Source organism: Streptomyces racemochromogenes (assembly GCF_039535215.1).
Lineage (GTDB): Bacteria > Actinomycetota > Actinomycetes > Streptomycetales > Streptomycetaceae > Streptomyces > Streptomyces racemochromogenes.
The window spans coordinates 2704755-2720914 of record NZ_BAAAWT010000001.1 but is presented as its reverse complement, the minus strand read 5'-3'; the positions used below and the strand labels follow the sequence as shown (position 1 = coordinate 2720914).

Genomic DNA, 16160 nt, shown 5'->3' with positions numbered 1-16160 from the left:
CAGCCGCGGCGGGTACCGCGCTCCCCCTCCGAGCGCGGTACCCGCCGCAGCACAAGAGTGGACAGGCGGTTGCCGAAAAAGGTTGTACCGGAATCCTTTGCGGCAAGCTGTGGTGTCGGTCACACGGGGAACAGTGCAACCGGGGCGGCGGTCCGGGGGTCAAGGGGGGCATGAGACAGCGCATCTCCCTGCTGGCCGCGTGCGGCCTGGTGGCCGTGGGGCTGGCCACCCCCACCGCGATGGCCGCCGAATCGGCGGACCCCGTCTTCCGACTGGGCGGCCCGGCCGCCCTCGCCCTTCGGCAGGGCGGCCCGCAGCCGGTGGCCCTGCACTTCGGACTGCTCGACGCCGACACCTTCGCCGGCGAGTCCACTCTCACCGTCGACCTGACCAAGCTCGTCGGCATCGCGTCCGTGAAGGAGGCGGCGGGTGCCAAGAAGTGCGAGGACAAGGGCACCACGCTCGTCTGCAAGGACAAAGGTCCGCACGCGGGCGTGGACCTGGAGGCCGTCGCGGTGAAGGACGCCAAGGACGGCGTCTCGGGCGTGCTGACGGTGACCGGCACGGCCGCCGGGGCCACCATCACCCCCGCCGCGACCGTCGTGTCGGTCGGCGGACCCGACCTGGTCATGCGGGACCTGGGCCTCAAGAAGGACCCGAAGCCCGGCGAGAGCCAGGCCCTGCCCCTCGCGTTCCGCAACGAGGGCACGCAGTCGGCGAAGGGCGTCATCCTCGAACTGGAGGCCACGCACGGCCTGGAGCTCCCGGAGCGCTACGACAACTGCGCCTACCGCACCACCCGCGCCTCGACCACCGTCGTCTGCACCGTCGAGGGGGAGTTCGAGGCCAAGGCCACCTACGAGCTGGCCGGCGACAGCCCCCTGCACCTCAAGGCCGGCGCGAACGCCCTCAACGAGCGGTTCGGCTACGGCATCTACCCGCTCGGTGAGCCGCAGAAGGCGGCTGACGCCAAGCGGCCCGGCGCGGCCGACACCGCGGCCGCCGCGGGACGGAAGCTGACCGCCCGCAAGAAGGCCGAGGCCGCCCCCGCCCCGCTGCGCGCCCCCGACCTGAACCCGGTCGACAACAAGCGCACGGCCGACCTCACGGTGAAGAACACCGCCGACTTCGCGGCCGACCCCCTCACCGTCAAGGGCGCCGCGGGGGCGACGGTCAAGGCCGTCGTCGCCGCACGCAACAACGGTCCCGCCTGGGTCACCGGCACCGGCCCCGCGGCCCTGGTCGACGTGGTGCTCCCGACGGGCGTCAAGGTCCTCACGGCCCCGGCGGCCTGCCGCGCCGTCCAGCCGACGCAGTACCGCTGCGCCACCGGGACGTCCGTGCTGGAGAAGGAGAAGCTGGAGTTCCCCTTCGAGCTGAAGATCGAGAAGGCGGTCAAGGGCGCCAAGGGCGCCATCACCGTCGGCACCCTCGACGCCAAGGGCGAGCTCACCCGGCACGCCTTCGACGAGGTGCTGACCAACAACCAGGCCGCCTTCACGGCGAACCCGACGGTCACCCCGACCAAGTCGCCGAGCCCCTCCGGCTCCGGCAGCGCCTCGCCGAGCGCGTCCAAGAGCGCCTCGCCCTCCGCGGGGAGCGGCACCGGTTCCACCACGGGCAACAACGCCTCGGCGGCCGCGGGCGGCCGCAGCGGCGGCGGCCCGCTGGCCTCCACCGGCAGCACGGCCGGACTGGTCGGCCTCGCCGGTGCCGGGCTGTTCGCCGTCGGCGCCGCGCTGTACCTGTCCTTCCGCCGCCGGAGCAGCGGCGGGGCGCACGCGTAGGCCTGCGGGAGACGGAACGACGAACGGCCGGCCCGGGGCGTCCCCCGGGCCGGCCGTCCTCATGGGGTGACCGGGCTGCTGTCCCCTGCCGTCCGGTCACGCGAGGGGAGCGAGGTCCCACGACGCGCGCCGTCGGGCGTCGCGTCTCATCGCTCCCGTGGAGCCACGCGTGGTGCTGCCGCGTCCCGCGCCTGGCTGGCACGGACACCCCGACCAACGAAGGGCTCCCGGCCCGGTCACGGTCCGGACGGGTGACGAACGGGCGCCCGTGCGGTCAGACGCGGCCCCGGCACAGCTCCAGCAGGGTCATCGCGAGGGCGGTCCCGGGCTTGCCGAGGGCATCGCTCCAATGGGAGAGCACCTCCATCTCGCGCGACAGGTGCACCCGCCGGCCGCCCGCGCCGATCCGGGCCTCCTGGATGACGGCCGACACGGCCATCCGCTCCTGGATCAGCCCGATGATCCGGTCGTCGAGGGCGTCGATGCGCTCGCGGGAGCCGGCGATCAGCTGCTCGGGGGTGGTGGTGACAGTGGTCATGGCGTTTCTCCTGTGGTGGGTGGTGGGCGGTGGAGTGGCCCGACAGGAGCGGAAACGCCAGAGCGCCCCGGTCCTGTCGGACCGGGGCGCTCTGGGAAGTCAGCGGCTCAGGCGAGCATCACGCGGACCCATGGCGACCGGACCGGCCGGTGCCATAGGTAAAGAGGAAGCTCAGCTGCTTGCGCATGGTGTGGATTATGGCCCCCGGCCCGCGCCCCGGCCAACCCGGCCCGGATGCTGAGACGCCCCGGCGGTGGGACGGGCCCCGGACGCCGGAGCGCCCCGGGCGTGACGTGGGCCTCGGATGGTGCGACAAACCGGCGGTCGGCGCCACCGGTAGAATCGACAAAACAGCCACCTCTTTCCGCCGGAAGGCCGTCCCGTGCCAGAAGCACCCTCCGCCGCCCACGACAGCGCCCCGGACACGGTCCTCGTCGTCGACTTCGGCGCGCAGTACGCCCAGCTCATCGCCCGCCGCGTCCGCGAGGCCCGCGTCTACAGCGAGATCGTGCCCAGCACGATGCCCGTGGCCGAGATGCTCGCCAAGGACCCCAAGGCGATCATCCTCTCCGGCGGCCCGTCCTCCGTGTACGAGGAGGGCGCCCCGCGCCTGGACGACGCCGAGGCCCTCTTCGGCTCCGGCGTCCCCGTCTTCGGCATGTGCTACGGCTTCCAGCTGATGGCGACGACCCTCGGCGGCACCGTCGACAACACCGGTGCGCGCGAGTACGGCCGCACCCCGCTGTCCGTCAGCAAGCCCGGCTCGACGCTGTTCGAGGGCACCCCCGAGCACCAGTCGGTGTGGATGTCCCACGGCGACGCCTGCTCCGCCGCCCCCGAGGGCTTCACCGTCACCGCGTCGACGAACGTCGTCCCGGTCGCGGCCTTCGAGAACGACGAGCAGAAGCTGTACGGCGTGCAGTACCACCCCGAGGTGATGCACTCCACGCACGGCCAGCAGGTCCTGGAGCACTTCCTCTACCGGGGCGCGGGCCTGAAGCCCACCTGGACCACCGGCAACATCGTCGAGGAGCAGATCGCGGCGATCAAGGCGCAGGTCGGCGACAAGCGCGCCATCTGCGGCCTGTCCGGCGGCGTGGACTCCGCGGTCGCCGCGGCCCTCGTCCAGAAGGCCATCGGCTCCCAGCTGACCTGCGTGTACGTCGACCACGGCCTGATGCGCAAGGGCGAGACCGAGCAGGTCGAGAAGGACTTCGTCGCGGCCACCGGCGTGCAGCTGAAGGTCGTCGACGCGCAGGAGCGCTTCCTGACCGCGCTGGCCGGCGTCTCGGACCCGGAGACCAAGCGCAAGATCATCGGCCGCGAGTTCATCCGCGTCTTCGAGCAGGCCCAGCTGGAGATCCTCCAGGAGGACGGCCCGGCGGTCGCGTTCCTGGTCCAGGGCACCCTGTACCCGGACGTCGTGGAGTCCGGCGGCGGCACCGGCACCGCCAACATCAAGTCCCACCACAACGTGGGCGGCCTCCCCGACGACATCGAGTTCGAGCTCGTCGAGCCGCTGCGCCAGCTGTTCAAGGACGAGGTCCGGATGGTCGGCCAGGAGCTCGGCCTGCCCGAGGAGATCGTCCAGCGCCAGCCCTTCCCCGGCCCCGGCCTGGGCATCCGCATCGTCGGCGAGGTCACCAAGGAGCGCCTGGACCTGCTGCGCGAGGCCGACGCCATCGCCCGCCACGAGCTCACCGCCGCCGGTCTCGACCGCGAGATCTGGCAGTGCCCGGTCGTCCTCCTCGCGGACGTCCGCAGCGTGGGCGTGCAGGGCGACGGCCGCACCTACGGCCACCCGATCGTGCTGCGCCCCGTCTCCTCCGAGGACGCGATGACCGCGGACTGGACGCGCATGCCGTACGAGGTGCTCGCCCGGATCTCGACCCGCATCACCAACGAGGTGCCGGACGTGAACCGCGTGGTCCTGGACTGCACGAGCAAGCCCCCGGGCACCATCGAGTGGGAGTAGTCCCCGCCCGCGTTGCCTGACGCAGCCGCCGCTCCCCTTCACGGGGGCGGCGGCTTCGCCGTTCCTATGGCCTGTTGGCGGACGCGCCGGTACCTTGCGCCGCGACCGTGATCCAGCAGGAGGGGACAGCCATGCCGGACCAGCCCGTACCCGTGCCGGTGGACCGGCTGGCCTTCGAGATGCCCCCGGTGTTCGGGGACCCGGCCCGGGAGCGCGCCCACCGCAAGGAGCGGCTCGCCGGGGCGCTGCGGCTGCTGGGGCGCCTCGGGTACGAGGACGGGGTCTCGGGGCACGTCACCGTGCGGGACCCCGAGTTCGGGGACTGCTACTGGGTGAACCCCTTCGGCCGGGCCTTCGCGGGGCTGCGGCCGGGGGACCTGCTGCTGGCCGACGGGGACGGGCGGGTGCTGGAGGGCGGCCGACGGCTCAACGAGCTGGCCTTCGCCGTGCACGCCGCCGTGCACCGGGCCCGGCCCGACGCGGTCGCCGTGGTCCGCGCGCAGGCCCCGTACGGCAGGGCGCTGGCCTGCCTCGGCGAGCTGCTGGCCCCCGTCACCCAGGAGGCCTGCGCCTTCTACGAGGACCACGCGCTGATGGACGAGTACCCCGGCGGCGGCGTCGCCGACCCGTCGCGGGTCGCCCGCGCCCTCGGCCCCTACAAGGCGCTGATCCTGCGCAACCAGGGGCTGCTGACGGTCGGCGGCTCGGTGGACGCGGCCGCCTGGTGGTTCATCGCGGCGGAGCGGGCCGCGCAGGTGCAGCTGATCGCGCGGGCGGCCGGGAAACCGGTGCCCGTCGACCACCGTGCGGCCGTGGCCACCCGGGAGCGGTTCGGCGGCGATCTCGCCGCGTGGGTGAGCTACCAGCCGCTGTGGCAGACCGTCGAGGACCTGGCGTCAACATCATGAACCGTTAATCACCTGCTCTGACATCGTGCGCAATCCGGAGCACTGCCGCAGTGGTGCACAATTCGCTGGCATCGCACCGTAGTTCAGAGAGGCGGCACGCACGTGGCTGTCCAAGAGATGTCCCGGAGTACCCATACCGCCGTCTGCGCCTGCGACGACTGCGCACGGGAGGGGCACCGCAGAGCGGTCGCCGCGTTCCTGGAGAAACGGGACGAGTTCGCCGCCGGGCAAGGGGTGCCGGCCGCGGTGGCCCACTCCCTCGGCGCCTCCCGCCAGTGGGTCTCCGACGAGCTGACCCTGTCCGCCCGCACGGTCGCCGACCGGGGCCGGGAGGCCGGGAACTCCTGGCTGTACCTGTTCTCCCGGCGGGCCGTCCTCACCCTGTGGATCGCCGCCGGGATACTGCTGCTGGTGCAGGTCGGCACCGCGCTCGGCACGGGCTGGTCCACCGCCCGCACCGCCGGGCTGCTGGCCGCGCTGGCGCTCGCCGGGCTGCTCACCGTCGCCGCCCGCGCCCAGTCGCTGCGCGGCGGGCTGCTGGCGCCGGTCGTGGGGGAGGACAACCGGCTGTCGACGTCGAAGGCGGTGCCGAGCGCCTGGCTGGTGCTGACGGCGTTCGCCGCGCTGCTGCCCGCGCTGCGGCTGGCCGCCTCCTCGCCCGGCCCCGAGCGCGAGGCCCTGTACCAGGGGTTCGCGCTGGAGCGGGCGCTGCCGCTGCTGTCGGTGGTCGCGCTGACCTCGGCAGTGGCGGTGCTGGTGCGGCGTGTGGTCTCCGTACGGATCATGGGGCAGCGGCTGCAGAAGCTGCCGGCGGACCGGCCGCGCGGGGTGGACCTGCTGACGGACGACGACGGCCGCGGCAGCTTCCCCGACGCGCAGTACGTGCTCGTCTCCACCGTGGTGCTGGCCTACGCGGCGGTGTCGCTGGCCCGCTTCCCCGACCGGCTGCCGCAGCTGCCGTGGGCGCTGGCCCTGCTGGTGGCGCTGTCGGCGGCGGTGTACCTGGCCGCGAAGTACGCCGAGGGCAGCCGGCCGCTGGTGCTGTCGGTGGTGCGCAGGCGCGAACCCGGTGACATCGACGCGGCCGTCCGGCCCGGCGACGACATCGAGATCCGCGGCGTCGGCTTCGTGCCGCCCGGCGCGCGGACCCCGGAGATGCTGGCCCGGCTGGTCGTACGGGTCGGGGCGGTCCACGTGCACGTGCCGCTGGTCCCGGTGGCGGGCGGGTTCACCAACCCCTCGGACGCGGTGCTCACCGTCCCGGTGCCCGCGGAGGTCGAGCCGGGCCGGGTCGAGGTCCAGGTGGTCACGGCGGCGGGGGTGGAATCCAACCGCTGCGTCATCGACGTGGCCGAGTGAAGGGGGTAGACATGGGGGCGTGACCCGAACTGACGCCCCATCCGGGCAGCGGACGACCACCCCGCTCAAGGAGCTGGCCACCCGCTACGCGCTCTTCCCGCTGCGGATCTTCCTCGGCGTGACCTTCGTCTACGCAGGCATCGACAAGCTGACGGCCGCGGGCTTCCTCGCGGAGACCGGCAGCGGCTCGATCGGCGAGATGATGCGCGGGGTGCGCGACACCTCCGCGATCCCCGCCCTGGTGGACCTGGCGCTGAAGGCCCCCGTCGGCTTCGGCGTGGCCATCGCCATCGGGGAGCTCCTCGTCGGTCTCGGCGTGCTCGCCGGGGTGCTGACCCGGCTCGCCGCCGCCGGCGGACTGCTGATCTCGCTCAGCCTGTGGCTCACCGTCTCCTGGGCGGTGACCCCGTACTACTACGGCAACGACCTGGCGTACCTGATGGCCTGGACCCCGCTGGTCCTCGCGGGGGCGCCCTACTGGTCCTTCGACTCGATGATCCGGTCGCGCTGATCCCGGCGCACGGCGTACGTGACCATCCCGACCAGGGCGGACAGCACCAGCCCGCCCACCGCGAACGGGACCACCAGGAACCAGGGCACGTCCGTCTCGCCCGCCGCGTCGAGCAGGTAGAGCACGCCCGCGGCGGTCAGGACCAGCCCCGCCAGCAGCCGTCCCGGCTGGAACTCATGACGCCGCACGGGCCACCTCCACCTGTCCCACGCCCGCCTCCAGGCGCAGCTCGATCGTCCCGCCGGCCTCGGTGCCGGCGGCCGGGGGCAGGGTCGCCCGCCGGTCCTCCCCGTCGTTCCTGATCCGGATGCCGGGGCCGCCGTCCCCGGGCAGCTCGATGTCGCCGAGCCGGATCGACACGTGGGCCTTCGCGGTGACCTCCCGGGGGAGGACCACCTTCAGCCGGCCCGCGTCGATGGAGGCGCGGACGGCCACGGTCGCGCCCTTGGGCACGTCCAGGCGGCTCAGGTCCAAGGTCGCCAGCCCCGTCCCCGCCTCGTACGCGGGACGTACGTCGGCCACCGCCGCCGGGCGCCAGGCCACGTCCCGCCAGTCGGTGCCGATCTCGCGCGGCATGGCCACCGCACCCGCGAGCAGCACGGCGGTGAGCAGGCCGAGCAGCACCGTGCCGAAACCGGTGCGGCCCTTGACGGAGCTGACGGCCAGACCCAGCCCGAAGACCGCGAGCGCGGACGCGAGCCCCACCTGCAGGGCGTGCCCGAGGGTGCTGCCCTCCCACACCGAAGCGGTACCGATGCCCCCCGCCAGCAGGGCCAGTACGAACACCCGGCCGCCGATCCCGCCGCGCGGCCGCACGGGCGCCCCGCGCCGGGGCTCCCGCGGGGCGGTGCCCGGCCGCTCCGGGCCCGAGTCGCCGTCGTCGGGGCCCCAGAGGTAGCCGGCCGAGCCGACCGGGCCCGTGGTGCCGTCCTTGACCAGCGGGTCCCGCCACCAGGAGGGGCTGCCCGGCACCGGCGGCGCCTGCGTCTCCGGCGGCGCCGGGCGGTGCGCGGCCGGGGCCCGCACCTCGGGGGCGGCGGCGGTGCGGTGGCGCCGGGACCAGTAGGAGGCGCCGCCGACCGCCAGGATCACCAGGACCGAGAAGGCCCCCATCACCCCGTTGTCCAGCATCGACAGGAACAGCGCGCACCCCACCAGGGCGCTGAACACGGCGGTGAGGGTGGCGCCCTCGACCCGGCCCGTCAGCAGCCGCTTGCCCTCGCTGTCCTCCTCGCCCTCCAGGGGCAGCAGCAGCCAGGCGAAGCCGTAGAAGATCAGGCCGACGCCGCCGGTGACGGCGAGCACCCCGAGCACGATCCGGAAGACCACCGGGTCCAGGTCGAAGTACCGGCCGAGGCCGCCGCACACGCCCGCGAGGACCTTGTCGCGCTTGCTGCGGCGCAGCGGGGGCCGCTCGGCGGGGGCCGGCGCCCCGGGATCCCCGGGCGGGGCGTCTTGTACGTCGGTCATGGGTCCATGGTGACGGGCGGTGCGGCCCCCCGGCACCGGGCCCTACCCTGGCGCAACCCTGATATCCCCCCTGTGGAACTGGGGGGATGCCCTGATGCCCGGCCGCGCCCGGGCGTGTGACCCTTGGTGGCATGCCCGTTGCCGCCGCTCCACGTACACCGCACGCACCCGACCCGGAGGACGTCCCGCAGCGCAGGCTCTACCGCAGCGCCGACGGCCGGATGCTCGGCGGGGTCGCGCGCGGCCTCGCAGGCCACCTGGGCCTGCCCGTGATCTGGGTCCGGCTCGCCTTCCTCGGCATGTTCATGTTCGGAGACGGGCTCGGTGTGCTGCTCTACGCGGCCTTCTGGGTCTTCGTACCGCTCGGCCAGGGCGGCAAGACCGGGCACCACTCCTTCTTCGAGACCCTCGCCGACGGCACCCGCCGGGTGCGCAAGCCCGACAAGGGGGCGGTCTCCGGCCTGATCGCCCTGGCCGTGGGCGCGGGCATCTTCTTCTCCCAGCTGCGCTTCGGCGGCGAGAACGGCCGCTACATCTGGCCCACCCTGCTCGTCGGGGCCGGCGTCGTCCTCGTCTGGCGGCAGGCCGACAACGCCCGCCGCGCCCACTGGAGCGCCGCCGACGACCGCCAGAAGCGGCTGTTCCAGGCGGGTCGGGCACTCGCCGGCGTCGTCCTCGTCGGCGTCGGCCTGACCGTGTTCATCGTCGTACGGGGCTCCGCGGCCCAGCTCGGCAACCTCCTCACCGCCGTCCTCGCCGTCCTCGTCGGCATAGCCCTGCTCGCCGGGCCCTGGCTGATCCGGATGACCCAGGACCTGTCCGAGGAGCGCCTGATGCGCATCCGCGCCCAGGAACGCGCCGAGGTCGCCGCCCACGTCCACGACTCGGTGCTGCACACCCTCACCCTGATCCAGCGCAACGCCGAGGACGTCGGCGAGGTCCGCCGCCTCGCCCGCGCCCAGGAGCGGGAGCTGCGCAACTGGCTCTACAAGCCCGAGGGCACCGGCAAGGACGAGGCCGAGGAGCCCGCCACCCTCGCCGAGGCCGTGAAGAAGACCGCCGCCGACGTGGAGGACCACCACGGAGTCCCGATCGAGGTGGTCGTCGTCGGCGACTGCCCGCTCGACGAGAAGCTCGGCGCCCAGATCCAGGCCGCGCGCGAGGCGATGGTCAACGCCGCCAAGTACGGTGGCGAGGGGCCCGTCCAGGTGTACGCGGAGGTCGAGGGACAGACGGTCTTCGTGTCCGTACGGGACCGCGGACCGGGCTTCGACATGGAAGCGGTACCGGACGACCGCATGGGCGTACGAGAATCGATCATCGGCCGGATGCAGCGCAACGGGGGGACCGCCATGCTGCGGTCCGCGCCCGACGGCGGCACGGTAGTCGAGCTGGAGATGGAGAGGGCGGCGAAGACAGCATGACCGAGGACAACGCGACCACGGACGGAGCGGGCAGGAGGGTCCGGGTGGTCCTCGTCGACGACCACCGGATGTTCCGCACCGGGGTGCAGGCCGAGATCGGCGAGACCGCCCGGACCGGCGTCGAGGTCGTCGGCGAGGCCGCCGACGTGGACCAGGCCGTCACCGTCATCACCGCCACCCGCCCCGAGGTGGTCCTCCTCGACGTGCACCTGCCCGGTGGCGGCGGCGTCGAGGTGCTGCGCCGCTGCGCCCCGCTGATGGCGGCCGCCGAGAACCCGGTGCGGTTCCTGGCGCTGTCGGTGTCGGACGCCGCAGAGGACGTCATCGGCGTCATCCGCGGCGGCGCGCGCGGCTACGTCACCAAGACCATCACCGGCACCGACCTGGTGGACTCCGTCTTCCGGGTCCAGGACGGGGACGCGGTGTTCTCGCCCCGCCTGGCCGGCTTCGTGCTGGACGCCTTCGCCTCGACCGACGCCCCGCCGGTCGACGAGGACCTGGACCGGCTCACCCAGCGCGAGCGCGAGGTGCTGCGGCTGATCGCGCGCGGGTACGCGTACAAGGAGATCGCCAAGCAGCTGTTCATCTCGGTGAAGACGGTGGAGTCGCACGTCTCGGCGGTGCTCCGCAAGCTCCAGCTCTCCAACCGGCACGAGCTGACCCGTTGGGCGACGGCCCGGCGACTGGTCTGACCGGTCCGACCGGCCTGACTGGTCTGACTGGTCTGACCTGCGGATGAACCGGCGATGACGCCCCGGGGCCGGACCCCTGGGTGTGATCCACGCCGCAGCGGGGGAGGGCAACCGGAAGACGGCGCGGCGGGTCTTGGGTGGCGTGATGAGCCTGACCGGGACCCCCCTCTTCGCGACGGCGGCCGCCCTGACCGTGACCGCCGTCGTGCTGCCGCTGGCCGTGTGGAGCAAGGTGCGCGGCCCCGCCGCCGCACGTGTCGCCACCCGCGCCGCGATGCTGCTCTTCGCCCAGGTCACCGCCGTCGCCCTGGTCTTCGTCGCGGTCAACCGGGAGATGAACTTCTACGTCTCCTGGGCCGACCTGATGGGCACCGGGAAGTACGTCCAGGCCGCCCCCGACCTCGGCCCCGACGGAATGGGCGGCAAGAAGGCCGAGCAGGTCAAGGAGGAGCCCAAGGTCCGCCAGGAGTTCACGGCGGTCGAGGGCCTCGGCGGGCGGGTGAGGAAGACCGAGCTCGACGGCAGGATCTCCGGCGTCAAGGGCGACGTCATGGTGTGGCTGCCGCCGCAGTACGACGACCCCGCGTACAAGGACAGGAAGTTCCCGGTCGTCGAGCTGATCCCGGGCATACCCGGCACGGGCAAGTCCTGGTTCCAGGGGCTCAAGGCGCACGAGGTGCTGGAGCCGCTGATGAAGGAGGGCAAGGTCCAGCCCTTCATCCTGGTCTCCCCGCGCGCCATGCTCCTCGGCAACGGCGACACCGGCTGCGCCAACATCCCCGGCAAGGTCAACGCCGACAGCTGGTTCAGCGTCGACGTCCGCAAGATGGTCACCGACAACTTCCGCGCCTCCGACGAGGCCCGCACCTGGGGCGTCGCCGGCTACTCGGCCGGCGCGTACTGCGCCGCCAAGCTGGCGATCCTGCACCCCGACCGCTACAGCGCCGCCGTCTCCCTGTCCGGCTACAACGACCCCGGCCAGGAGCCCAGCTCGCTGGTGGCCAAGGACCCGGAGCTGCGCCGCACCCACAACCTGAAGGAACTCCTCAAGGCACAGCCCGCGCCGCCGGCGGTCGCGCTGTGGATGTCGGGCGCCGAGCACGACGGCTACCTGTCCGGGACCGACCTCAAGGCCCTCGCGCAGAACCCGACCACCGTGCACGCCGAGAAGATCACCGGCGGGCACAACCTGGAGGCGTGGTCGAAGCAGCTGCCGCAGACCTTCGGGTGGCTCAGCCAGCAGGTCAAGGCGCCGTAACGGGGGTCACGCCGGGCGGGAGGCGCCGGCCCAGGGCATCGAGTCGACCGGTGCCAGCCGGACCGTGGAGCCGGGGCGCGGGGCGTGGATCATCTGGCCGTTGCCGACGTACATGCCGACGTGCGTGACCCCGGAGTAGAAGAAGACCAGGTCGCCGGGGGCCAGCTGGTCCCGGGAGACCCGCCGGCCCGCGTTGATCTGCGTGTAGGTGGTGCGGGGCAGGGACACCCCGGCCGCGCGCCACGCGGCCTGCGTCAGGCCGGAGCAGTCGTACGAGCCCGGTCCCGTCGCGCCCCAGACGTACGGCCGGCCGATCGCCCCGTACGCGAAGGCCACCGCACGCGCGGCGCGCGAGCTGCCGGCCGCCGCCGGGGGCGGGGTGTGGGGGGCGCTCACGGGGTCGGCCCCGACGGAGGCGGCGGTGCCCGACTGCGCCTCGTAGGCGGCCCGTTCCTCGGCGGTCAGCCGGGCCAGCAGCTGCCGGGCGGTGGCGAGCCGGTCCTCGACGACGGCCTTCTGCCGGGCGAGCTCGTGCTGGTGGGCGCGCAGGTCCGCCAGCCGGCCGGCGGCCTGGTCGCGCAGCCGCCCGACCTCGTCGAGGCCGCGTTTGACGGCGGCCACCTCGGAGGCGGTGCGGTCGCCGGCCCGGGTGAGCATGCCGGCCCGGTCCAGGTAGTCCTGCGGGTCGGCGGCCATGGCCAGCTGGAGGGCGGGGCCCAGGCCGCCGCTGCGGTACTGGGAGGCGGCGAGCGAACCGAGCGCGCTGCGGGCGGCGTTCAGCCGGTCCGCCTTGCGGGCGGTCTCCTCGCGCAGGCCGGTCAGCGCCCGCTCGGCCTCGTCCGACTCGGCCTTCGCCCCGTTGTACTTCTCCGTCGCCGCCTCGGCCTCCCCGTAGAGCCGGTCGACCTCCGCCCTGACCTGGGCGGGGCTGAGCTGCGGCTCGGCGTGCGAGGTGCCTTCGAAGGCGGTGGCGGTGGCAGCGCCCGCGAGGGCGAGGGTGGCGGCGGTCCGTGCCGTGCCGCCGGAGAACGGGCGCTGCCTGGGCTTTCGATGACTGGCCACGGGGGCCTCACGTCCTTCCGCTCGTCCCGCAGGTCTGGGGGAGGTCTCGGGGGAGGACGCTAAACCCGAAGGTCACGGGCAGATGACGAGATGATCGGAAGTGGCTTCCTCCGACCGGGACCGGACCGAGCCGGACCGGTCAGTGCCAGAGGACGGCGATAAAGATGTTGGCCACGGTCAGGCCGCCGACCGCCGCGAAGAGACCCTTCTCCACGTGCTCCTCGTCCCGCTTGACGTACACGAGGGCGAGGATCACGAACAGGACCGCCAGCTTCACGCCGATCTTGACGTGGTTGAGCGGCGCGCCGTCGCCCATCTCGCGGAAGCCCACCAGCAGCACACCGGTGACGAGCATGGTCAGCGCGCCGTGCAGCATCGCGGGCACGAAACGCGCCGTGCCGGCGCCCATCGCCTTCATCTGGGTCAGGAACCCGCCGAGGAGCGAGGCGATGCCGATGATGTGCAGGCCGACGAAGACGTTGGTGAGGACAGTCATGCGCCCGAGCGTACGGGGCGGCTCCGGGGCCCCCGACGGCGGTGTGCGGCCACCCCCTCCGGGGTGGGGGGCCGGGGCCGGCAGGCCGCCGGGTGACCGGCACATTACCCCGGGTAGCGCGCCGGTTTCCGTGATTTCTCCGGGGGCGGGACCGGCTGTCGGTCCGGGCCCCTAAACTCGGAAGGCGATGAGCAGCCTCTTTGACGACAGCTTCCTGGCCGACCTCACCCCCTCCGACGAGGTCCCTCCGCCGCCCGAGGAGCACCCCGAGCCCGAGCACGGCGCGGACGACCTCTTCGGGGGCGCCTTCGACGTGCCCATGAGCGGGGACGCGTACTACCGGGACGGCGCCCCGCGCCCCGTCATCGACCCGGCGACGCTCCTGGACGGGCTGAACGAGCAGCAGGCCGCCGCCGTGGTGCACGCCGGCTCGCCGCTGCTCATCGTGGCCGGCGCCGGCTCCGGCAAGACCCGGGTGCTCACCCACCGCATCGGCCACCTGCTGTCCGCGCGGAACGTCCACCCCGGCCAGATCCTGGCGATCACCTTCACCAACAAGGCCGCCGGCGAGATGAAGGAACGCGTCGAGGGCCTCGTCGGCCCCCGCGCGAACGCCATGTGGGTGTCCACCTTCCACAGCGCCTGCGTGCGCATCCTGCGCCGCGAGTCGAAGCGGCTCGGCTTCACCTCCTCGTTCTCGATCTACGACGCGGCCGACTCCAAGCGCCTGATGGCGCTCGTCTGCCGGGACCTGGACCTGGACCCGAAGAAGTTCCCGCCCAAGTCCTTCAACGCCAAGATCTCGAACCTGAAGAACGAGCTGATCGACGAGGACGCCTTCGCCGCGCAGGCGGCCGACGGCTTCGAGAAGACGCTCGCCCAGGCGTACGCGATGTACCAGGGGCGGCTGCGCGAGGCCAACGCGCTCGACTTCGACGACATCATCATGACCACGGTCCACCTCCTCCAGGCCTTCCCGGACGTCGCCGAGCACTACCGGCGCCGCTTCCGGCACGTGCTGGTCGACGAGTACCAGGACACCAACCACGCCCAGTACACGCTGGTGCGCGAGCTGGTCGGCCCCGGCTACCCGGACCTGCCGCCCGCCGAGCTGTGCGTGGTGGGTGACGCCGACCAGTCGATCTACGCCTTCCGCGGCGCGACGATCCGCAACATCCTCCAGTTCGAGGAGGACTACAAGGACGCGACGACGATCCTGCTGGAACAGAACTACCGCTCCACGCAGACGATCCTCTCCGCGGCCAACGCGGTCATCGAGCGCAACGAGAACCGCCGCGCCAAGAACCTGTGGACCCAGGCCGGCACCGGCGCCGTCATCACCGGCTACGTCGCCGACACCGAGCACGACGAGGCCCAGTTCGTCGCCGACGAGATCGACCGGCTCACCGACGCCGGCGACGCCAAGGCCGGCGACGTCGCGATCTTCTACCGGACCAACGCCCAGTCGCGCGTGTTCGAGGAGATCTTCATCCGCGTCGGGCTCCCGTACAAGGTCGTCGGCGGCGTCCGCTTCTACGAGCGCAAGGAGGTCCGGGACATCCTGGCCTACCTGCGCGTCCTCGCCAACCCCGAGGACAACGTCCCGCTCCGCCGCATCCTGAACGTCCCCAAGCGCGGCATCGGCGAGCGCGCCGAGGCGATGATCGACGCGCTCGCCATGCGCGAGAAGATCACCTTCCCGCAGGCGCTGCGCCGCGTCGACGAGGCCTTCGGCATGGCCGCCCGCTCCACCAACGCCGTCAAGCGGTTCAACGTGCTGATGGAGGAGCTGCGCACGATCGCCGACTCCGGCGCCGGCCCGGCCGTGGTGCTGGAGGCCGTACTGGAGCGCACCGGGTACCTCGCCGAGCTCCAGGCGTCGACCGACCCGCAGGACGAGACCCGGATCGAGAACCTCCAGGAGCTCGCGGCCGTGGCCCTGGAGTTCGAGCAGGCGCGGGACGAGGAGAACCCGGGAACGCTGGCCGAGTTCCTGGAGCAGGTCGCGCTCGTCGCCGACTCCGACCAGATCCCGGACGAGGACACCGAGGGCTCGGGCGTCATCACGCTGATGACCCTGCACACCGCCAAGGGCCTGGAGTTCCCGGTCGTCTTCCTGACCGGCATGGAGGACGGCGTCTTCCCGCACATGCGCGCCCTCGGCCAGACCAAGGAGCTGGAGGAGGAACGCCGCCTCGCCTACGTGGGCATCACCCGGGCCCGCGAGCGGTTGTACCTGACCCGATCCAGCATGCGCAGCGCGTGGGGGACGCCCTCGTACAACCCGCCCTCGCGGTTCCTGGAGGAGATCCCGGCCGAGTACCTCCAGTGGAAGCGCACGGGCGCCGCGCAGAAGCCGGCGGGGCCGGTGCGCGGTTCCGGGTACGGATCGTCCTCCGGGAAGGCCTCCTTCGGGACCTCGCCCGAGTCGTTCCTGTCCTCCTCGCGCACCAAGTCGGGTCCGTCCGGCTTCGCCACGCGCCGGGCCGCCGACAAGCCGGTCATCGCGCTGGCCGTCGGGGACCGGGTCACCCACGACCAGTTCGGTCTGGGCACCGTCATGGAGGTCCGGGGGGCCGGCGCGGACGCGCAGGCCACCATCGACTTCGGGGACGCCAAGCCGAAGCGGCTGCTGCTGCGCTACGCGCCGGTGCAGAAGCTGTAGGAGCCGCGGGGCCGG

13 protein-coding genes and 1 pseudogene are annotated in these 16160 nt (G+C 73.0%); 9 read left to right on the top strand and 5 right to left on the bottom strand.

The features are described from left to right. The first annotated feature begins 170 nt into the window (after positions 1-170). On the top strand, positions 171-1787 hold the full coding sequence (locus ABD973_RS12350) for a hypothetical protein (protein WP_345500116.1): 1617 nt from the start codon (positions 171-173) through the stop codon (positions 1785-1787). A gap of 274 nt (positions 1788-2061) precedes the next feature. Here the strand turns inward: ABD973_RS12350 and ABD973_RS12345 are convergent. Continuing rightward, positions 2062-2328 (bottom strand): annotated as a pseudogene (locus ABD973_RS12345) (chorismate mutase); the annotation flags it as partial. A gap of 379 nt (positions 2329-2707) precedes the next feature. Between ABD973_RS12345 and guaA the strand changes: the two are divergent. The 4 genes from guaA to ABD973_RS12325 all read left to right on the top strand — a co-directional run bounded on the left by guaA (position 2708) and on the right by ABD973_RS12325 (position 7078). Beyond that, the gene (gene guaA, locus ABD973_RS12340; RefSeq protein WP_125595849.1) at positions 2708-4300 is read left to right on the top strand and encodes a glutamine-hydrolyzing GMP synthase; all 1593 of its coding nucleotides are present in this window, start codon (positions 2708-2710) and stop codon (positions 4298-4300) included. 107 nt (positions 4301-4407) lie between these two features. Continuing rightward, positions 4408-5208 (top strand): class II aldolase/adducin family protein, encoded by an 801-nt coding sequence (locus ABD973_RS12335; RefSeq protein WP_345500115.1) that lies wholly within the window; start codon positions 4408-4410, stop codon positions 5206-5208. 102 nt (positions 5209-5310) lie between these two features. Continuing rightward, the gene (locus ABD973_RS12330) at positions 5311-6567 is read left to right on the top strand and encodes a hypothetical protein (protein WP_206436552.1); all 1257 of its coding nucleotides are present in this window, start codon (positions 5311-5313) and stop codon (positions 6565-6567) included. A gap of 19 nt (positions 6568-6586) precedes the next feature. Beyond that, the gene (locus ABD973_RS12325; RefSeq protein ID WP_125595858.1) at positions 6587-7078 is read left to right on the top strand and encodes a DoxX family protein; all 492 of its coding nucleotides are present in this window, start codon (positions 6587-6589) and stop codon (positions 7076-7078) included. On the opposite strand, the gene ABD973_RS12320 is transcribed toward ABD973_RS12325, so the two are convergent. Together ABD973_RS12320 and ABD973_RS12315 are read right to left on the bottom strand one after the other, a co-directional pair. Next, positions 7042-7266, bottom strand: a complete 225-nt coding sequence (locus ABD973_RS12320) for a hypothetical protein (RefSeq protein WP_125595861.1) — start codon at positions 7264-7266, stop codon at positions 7042-7044. The genes ABD973_RS12325 and ABD973_RS12320 overlap by 37 nt on opposite strands. Continuing rightward, the gene (locus tag ABD973_RS12315) at positions 7253-8548 is read right to left on the bottom strand and encodes a PspC domain-containing protein (RefSeq protein WP_125822157.1); all 1296 of its coding nucleotides are present in this window, start codon (positions 8546-8548) and stop codon (positions 7253-7255) included. Before ABD973_RS12315 ends, ABD973_RS12320 begins: the two co-directional genes overlap by 14 nt. A gap of 131 nt (positions 8549-8679) precedes the next feature. On the opposite strand from ABD973_RS12315, the gene ABD973_RS12310 reads away from it, so the two are divergent. The 3 genes from ABD973_RS12310 to ABD973_RS12300 all read left to right on the top strand — a co-directional run bounded on the left by ABD973_RS12310 (position 8680) and on the right by ABD973_RS12300 (position 11922). Next, positions 8680-9972 (top strand): ATP-binding protein, encoded by a 1293-nt coding sequence (locus tag ABD973_RS12310; RefSeq protein WP_125595867.1) that lies wholly within the window; start codon positions 8680-8682, stop codon positions 9970-9972. Next, on the top strand, positions 9969-10664 hold the full coding sequence (locus tag ABD973_RS12305; RefSeq protein ID WP_125595870.1) for a LuxR C-terminal-related transcriptional regulator: 696 nt from the start codon (positions 9969-9971) through the stop codon (positions 10662-10664). Before ABD973_RS12310 ends, ABD973_RS12305 begins: the two co-directional genes overlap by 4 nt. 145 nt (positions 10665-10809) lie before the next feature. Continuing rightward, entirely contained in the window at positions 10810-11922 is a 1113-nt protein-coding gene (locus tag ABD973_RS12300) for an alpha/beta hydrolase (RefSeq protein ID WP_241253349.1), read from the top strand. Positions 11923-11928: 6 nt separating this feature from the next. On the opposite strand, the gene ABD973_RS12295 is transcribed toward ABD973_RS12300, so the two are convergent. Beyond that, the gene (locus ABD973_RS12295; protein ID WP_345500114.1) at positions 11929-12984 is read right to left on the bottom strand and encodes a C40 family peptidase; all 1056 of its coding nucleotides are present in this window, start codon (positions 12982-12984) and stop codon (positions 11929-11931) included. 139 nt (positions 12985-13123) lie between these two features. Further along, positions 13124-13480, bottom strand: a complete 357-nt coding sequence (locus tag ABD973_RS12290; protein WP_125595876.1) for a hypothetical protein — start codon at positions 13478-13480, stop codon at positions 13124-13126. 187 nt (positions 13481-13667) lie between these two features. Between ABD973_RS12290 and pcrA the strand changes: the two genes are divergently transcribed. Then, a complete protein-coding gene (pcrA, locus tag ABD973_RS12285; protein WP_345500113.1) occupies positions 13668-16145 on the top strand; it encodes a DNA helicase PcrA in 2478 nt (825 codons plus the stop codon). Positions 16146-16160: the final 15 nt, after the last annotated feature.

What these genes read in the sequence shown, in the direction of transcription:
- ABD973_RS12310 (WP_125595867.1), top strand. Translation starts at nt 8,680, where the DNA reads ATGCCCGTTGCCGCCGCTCCACGTACACCGCACGCACCCGACCCGGAG.
- ABD973_RS12350 (WP_345500116.1), top strand. Translation starts at nt 171, where the DNA reads ATGAGACAGCGCATCTCCCTGCTGGCCGCGTGCGGCCTGGTGGCCGTG.
- ABD973_RS12300 (WP_241253349.1), top strand. Translation starts at nt 10,810, where the DNA reads ATGAGCCTGACCGGGACCCCCCTCTTCGCGACGGCGGCCGCCCTGACC.
- ABD973_RS12290 (WP_125595876.1), bottom strand. Translation starts at nt 13,480, where the DNA reads ATGACTGTCCTCACCAACGTCTTCGTCGGCCTGCACATCATCGGCATC.
- ABD973_RS12305 (WP_125595870.1), top strand. Translation starts at nt 9,969, where the DNA reads ATGACCGAGGACAACGCGACCACGGACGGAGCGGGCAGGAGGGTCCGG.
- pcrA (WP_345500113.1), top strand. Translation starts at nt 13,668, where the DNA reads ATGAGCAGCCTCTTTGACGACAGCTTCCTGGCCGACCTCACCCCCTCC.
- ABD973_RS12315 (WP_125822157.1), bottom strand. Translation starts at nt 8,548, where the DNA reads ATGACCGACGTACAAGACGCCCCGCCCGGGGATCCCGGGGCGCCGGCC.